We start from the raw sequence: 5,046 nt of genomic DNA, 5'->3' as shown, positions 1-5,046 counted from the left end.
GTCATTAGTCATTAGTCATTAGTCATTAGTCATTAGTCATTAGTCATTAGTCATTAGTCATTAGTCATTAGTCATTGTCAAATTTATTTTGGATTGACAATTTGAAATCTGCAATCTGCAATCTTAAATTATCCATTGCCATGAGCAATTAAACTCAAAATCTTGTCGTACTCAAAATTGTCAATACAACTATTAATGGCATTGGCAAGTGGGGCATTTTTGGTACGGATTTGTTCTGTTATTGTGGCAATTAAATCTAAATCGCCTTGAGGAATCGCCTCTTGCAGGTTAGCCACCCATTCGACTGGTAACGCTGCTATAGCCGCAGCCGTGAGTACATTCTGCTGTGCCTCCTTTGCGATCGATGAATCGTGAGTTGAGTCTTCATAGACATAACGCACGCCGATATGTTTGTGCATGGCATGAAATATTTCTGCCTCGCGAAATGGCTTACGCATAAAGTCATCGCAACCAGTTGATAGCACAACGGCGCGTTCCTCTTCCAAAACGCTAGCAGTTAAAGCAATGACAGCAGTGGCTTGACCTTTGGTGCTTGCTTTGATATGTTTTGTTGCTTCATAGCCATCCATTACTGGCATTCGCATATCCATCCAGATTAAGTGTGGTTCCCAAGATTCCCATATTTCAATTGCTTCTTTCCCGTTGCTGGCTTCCTTGAGTTCAAAACCGAGGGGGTTGAGCAGTTTAATTAAAAGTAGACGATTGCTTGATTTGTCATCAACAATTAAAATCCTATAGCGGGGTTGGTTGGGTTCGAGGGCTATCACTCTGCGCGTCGTTTGTTTGCTTTCTATTTCGCTTTGATCGACAAGGTTGACATTAATATCAAATTTTAAAATAGTGCCGTAACCAACCTGGGAACTGACGGTCATTTCACCACCCATCAGTTGTACGAATTTGCGACTGATTGGCAATCCCAAACCTGTTCCTTCTTGTGCTTCTTTGCCTGTTTTGCTTTGCACGAAAGCTTCAAAAATGCTATTTATTTCGTCCGCTGCAATACCTGCACCTGTATCTTGTACTTCAAATACTAGGGACTGAAAATACTCTTTTTCTTCAGTTTTGACTTTTGACTTTTTACTTTCAACTCTTAAAGATACGCCTCCCTCTTGCGTAAATTTGAGAGCGTTATTGATCAGGTTAATCAATACTTGGCGCAATTTTACTTCATCGGCTCGCACGTATTGAGGGACATCGGGGCTGCGATCGAAAAGCAACTGCAAATGCTTTTCGTCAGCCTTCAGTTGGAACATATCTTCCAAGTCATCTAACATTCGATAGAGGTCGAAGTTTTTTTTGTTTATCGTGGTGTTACCTGCTTCAATTTTGGATAAATCTAGGACGTTATTGATCAGGGTAAGGAGGTGTTCGCCGCTGCGGTTAATAATGCCGACATTTTCTATCTGTTCCGGGGGTAATTTTTGAGAGCGAGTCATCAGTTGGGAAAAACCGAGAATGGCGTTGAGTGGCGATCGCAATTCGTGGCTCATGTTGGCGAGAAAGATACTTTTCGCTTGGTTTGCTACTTCGGCTTTGTCTTTGGCTACGGCTAATTCTGCGGTGCGTTCTGTGACTTTTCTCTCTAGTTCTTCATGGCTTTTAATGAGGGCTTGCTCTGCCAGTTTGCGTTCTAGTTCTGCCGCTGCGCGTGCTGCAAAAATCTTCAATACCGAGCGGGCACGTTCTTCTTGAAGTAAGGGTTTATCGTCGAGAATACAGATATGACCGATGATGTAACCTGAGTTACTCAATAGGGGTAAGCCTAGATAACTTTCGGCTTGCAAACCCACTAAATCTAGGTCTAGGGGAAAAAGTTGCTGGATGTGAGTAGGAAAGCAACCGATTCCTTCATTGACAACTCGCTCGCAGGGAGTGTTAGCTAAGTTATAGCTATAATCTTCAATAAATTTATCTCCAGCCCAGAATCCCAAGGCGTTAAGTCGTCTGCCTTGTTCGTCTTCTAGGAGTTCTGTTACCATTGCATGGCGGATGTTCAAGGCAAATGCTAAATATTGAACAAAGAGAGGGAAAAAGTCTACGGCACCGTTAACGGAAGCAGTACCTTTTACAAGGGCTTTGATGATGTCTTCAAGTTGTTTTTTGTCGCTAATGTCTTCAACAACGACTTGGAAGATAGGTTGATTGTCGGATGATTTTTGCAGCTTTGAAATCGTGAGATTTACCCAAATCAGATAACCTTCTTGATGAAGGAAGCGTTTTTGGATCGCATAGTTCGGAATTTCACCAGTTAGGAGTTTTTGCATCAATTCGCCTCCTCTGTCAAGATCCTCCGGTGCAGTAATCTCTTGGAGCGATCGGGCCAGCAGTTCCTCACGGGTATAGCCGATCATCTCGGCCAGTTTTTGGTTAACCTGTAGCCATTTGCCGTCAATGTTTAAATAGGCAAGTCCAACAGCAGTCTGCTCGAAGATTGTAGTCAACAGTTGTTCGCTTTCTCTGGCAGTTGCCCCTAAAATCTCGAAGTTACTCATAAATTTATTTATGGTTTCCTGTGATTCATTGTTCAATAGCTATTCTGATGCACCTGATGGATCTGGAGTCTTGTTACCAATACTGTTTTCAGGAAGTGTTTCCACTATATTAGACTAAGGAGCGAGTCCTAGAACACCGATTCAGTATTCGCGATAGGCGATGAGAAACCGGGTTTATTAGCACAGTTCGCCTTTATCCGCACCCACTTTTAGGAATGTCTTTTAACTTAGAAATTCTGATTGTTCTCTCACTGATTATCCTCAACGCCCTGTTTGTGATGTCAGAGCTGGCCATCCTCTCCGCCAAGAAGGTGCGCCTGCAACAAATGGCCGAGCAGGGGGATACCAAGGCACGCATTGCTTTGGCACTGGCAAATCACCCAAATCAGTTCTTGTCCAGCGTTCAGGTAGGCATGACACTTCTGGCCATCTTGTCGGGTGCCTTCGGCGAATCGGTGATATCTAAGAGAGTTGCGCCTATTGTGGGTCTGATTCCCTGGATAGCACCATATAGAGAAGCGATCGCATCAACAATCGCGATTTTGATCGTCACCTATCTGACGCTGATTATTGGCGAACTGGTGCCCAAGCGGCTGGCCCTCAACAACCCAGAACCGATCGCAGCTGCCGTCGCCATCCCGATGCGGACTTTGGCTAAAATTACCTCTCCCATCGTTTATCTTTTGGCCGCTTCTACAGATATGGTAGTGCGGCTCTTGGGCGTCAGACCGTCCGGTGAGCCACTGGTCACAGAAAGAGACATCACAATTTTGATCGCGCAAGGCACCGAGGCGGGAACGTTTGAGGAAGCCGAACAAGACATGGTGGAGAGGGTGTTTCGCTTAGGCGATCGGCCCGTCAGCGCCTTAATGACCCCACGACCCGATATTGTCTGGCTCGACCTTGACGACTCCCTTGACGCGAATCGGCAAAAAATGATCGATAGCGGCCATTCTCGCCTCTTAGTCTGCCAAGAACAGCTGGATAACGTCTTGGGCGTAGTGCAAGTTACCGACTTATTATCCCGTTCTCTGCTAGGTCAGCCAATTGACTTAACCGCAACTTTGCGACGGCCTTTATTTGTGCCAGAAAGCACGCGGGGATTAAAAGTATTAGAGATGTTCAAACAATCCGGCACCCACATTGTACTGGTGGTGGATGAATATGGCGTCATTCAAGGATTAGTCACACTCAACGACATTTTAGTCGAAATCGTCGGCGATATACCCTCTATGTATCAGCAGGACGAACCGCAAGCCGTGCAACGCGAAGATGGTTCCTGGTTATTGGATGGAATGTTGCCCGTAGAAGATTTGTTTGAACTTTTTGGTATAAAAGAATTGCCAGAAGATCGGAGAGGCAACTATCACACAATGGGCGGTTTTGTGATTACCCATCTCGGTCGTATCCCCATTGCTGCCGACAAATTTGAATGGAAAGGCTACCGTTTTGAAGTGATGGATATGGATGGCAACCGCGTCGATAAAGTTTTGGTGATGCCGATGCCTACAGCGTCGTCAAATAATTCGACCGATTCTGCGTGAACTAACGCTCTTGACCTGACAGTTCAAGAGCGGCTTCCAGCTTGATTGGGAGCCGCAAATATTATGAGTGCCAAGTACGACAGCAACCCCAACACACCTACAGATAAAGTTGTATCCAATATCAAATTGTGAGCTTTAGCTGTGGGTAGCGATATCGTGCGTAGTTTTCCTTTCTCGTTAATGTAGTCGAGACTGAAGTCACCTAAGCGTACTACTTTTAACGTTTTCTCCGGGCTTAAAACATACGGGTAAGCAGTGCCGAATCCATCAAAACCCCATCCGAGTAAGGGACGCTGACTTATTCCACGCTTCGATAGCTGCCACAGATAAATCCGGTCTGAAGTGATTTGTTTAATTAAAGGTAAATTATTTATCTGCCGGGTGGTTGTGGCGATGCCAATTATGAGCAAACACACTAAGGTGGCAGGGATTAACAGTTTGTAGTATTTCCTCCCTAATAAATAAAAAGTTGCTATCAGCAAAGCCAACACTGCCTGCCTGGTCTGAGTTAGTAGCAGTGCTGATATAATCAATACTCCTACCCTTTTCACTGTGCGGCTGCTTATCCACTGTCGCTGCCAACTGACAAGCAGAAGAACTACTATTGCTGCTAGAACAAATGAGGCATGACCGCGATGGGAATAGAAGCCAATGGGTTGCTGACCGGAGAAAATGGTACTGGCCAAGACATTTTTCTGGATGAGTTGACCGGCTCTTCCGTACTTAGTGTGCTAAAATGTTATAATAGCGCCGAACAATAGGACATTCGGAATTAATTATGAAAAGAATAATGACCAAACTACTAAATTTATCTGGTGTCATAGTAGAAGATAGCAAGGAAACAGAAGAAACATTAATATTATCGGTAAGAGTCGAGAAAAAAACAGCAGATTGCCCCCGGTGTGGTAAGGTAAGTCATCGGCTTCATCAAAATAAAAGTCATTTGGTAAGAGATTTACCAATGGGAAATAGAGAAGTAATTCTCAAAG

4 protein-coding genes are annotated in these 5,046 nt (G+C 44.5%); 2 read left to right on the top strand and 2 right to left on the bottom strand.

All coding sequences use genetic code 11. The features are described 5' to 3' along the window. Positions 1–128 precede the first annotated feature (128 nt). Positions 129–2,549, bottom strand: a complete 2,421-nt coding sequence (locus LAY41_RS31955) for a PAS domain S-box protein (RefSeq protein WP_249106712.1) — start codon at positions 2,547–2,549, stop codon at positions 129–131. 179 nt (positions 2,550–2,728) lie between these two features. On the opposite strand from LAY41_RS31955, the gene LAY41_RS31950 reads away from it, so the two are divergent. After that, entirely contained in the window at positions 2,729–4,057 is a 1,329-nt protein-coding gene (locus LAY41_RS31950; RefSeq protein WP_249106710.1) for a hemolysin family protein, read from the top strand. A gap of 23 nt (positions 4,058–4,080) precedes the next feature. Here the strand turns inward: LAY41_RS31950 and LAY41_RS31945 are convergent, their stop codons facing one another. Continuing rightward, the gene (locus LAY41_RS31945; RefSeq protein ID WP_249106708.1) at positions 4,081–4,743 is read right to left on the bottom strand and encodes an O-antigen ligase family protein; all 663 of its coding nucleotides are present in this window, start codon (positions 4,741–4,743) and stop codon (positions 4,081–4,083) included. 104 nt (positions 4,744–4,847) lie between these two features. Here LAY41_RS31945 and LAY41_RS31940 point away from each other — a divergent pair. Continuing rightward, positions 4,848–5,046, top strand: a 199-nt coding sequence (locus LAY41_RS31940; RefSeq protein ID WP_249106706.1) for a transposase family protein, incomplete at its 3' end; no start/stop codon positions are given.

The sequence above is a fragment of the Argonema galeatum A003/A1 genome, from assembly GCF_023333595.1.
Taxonomy (GTDB): domain Bacteria; phylum Cyanobacteriota; class Cyanobacteriia; order Cyanobacteriales; family Aerosakkonemataceae; genus Argonema; species Argonema galeatum.
The sequence above is the reverse complement of the archived record's forward strand: the minus strand, read 5'-3'. Positions and strand labels throughout refer to the sequence as shown.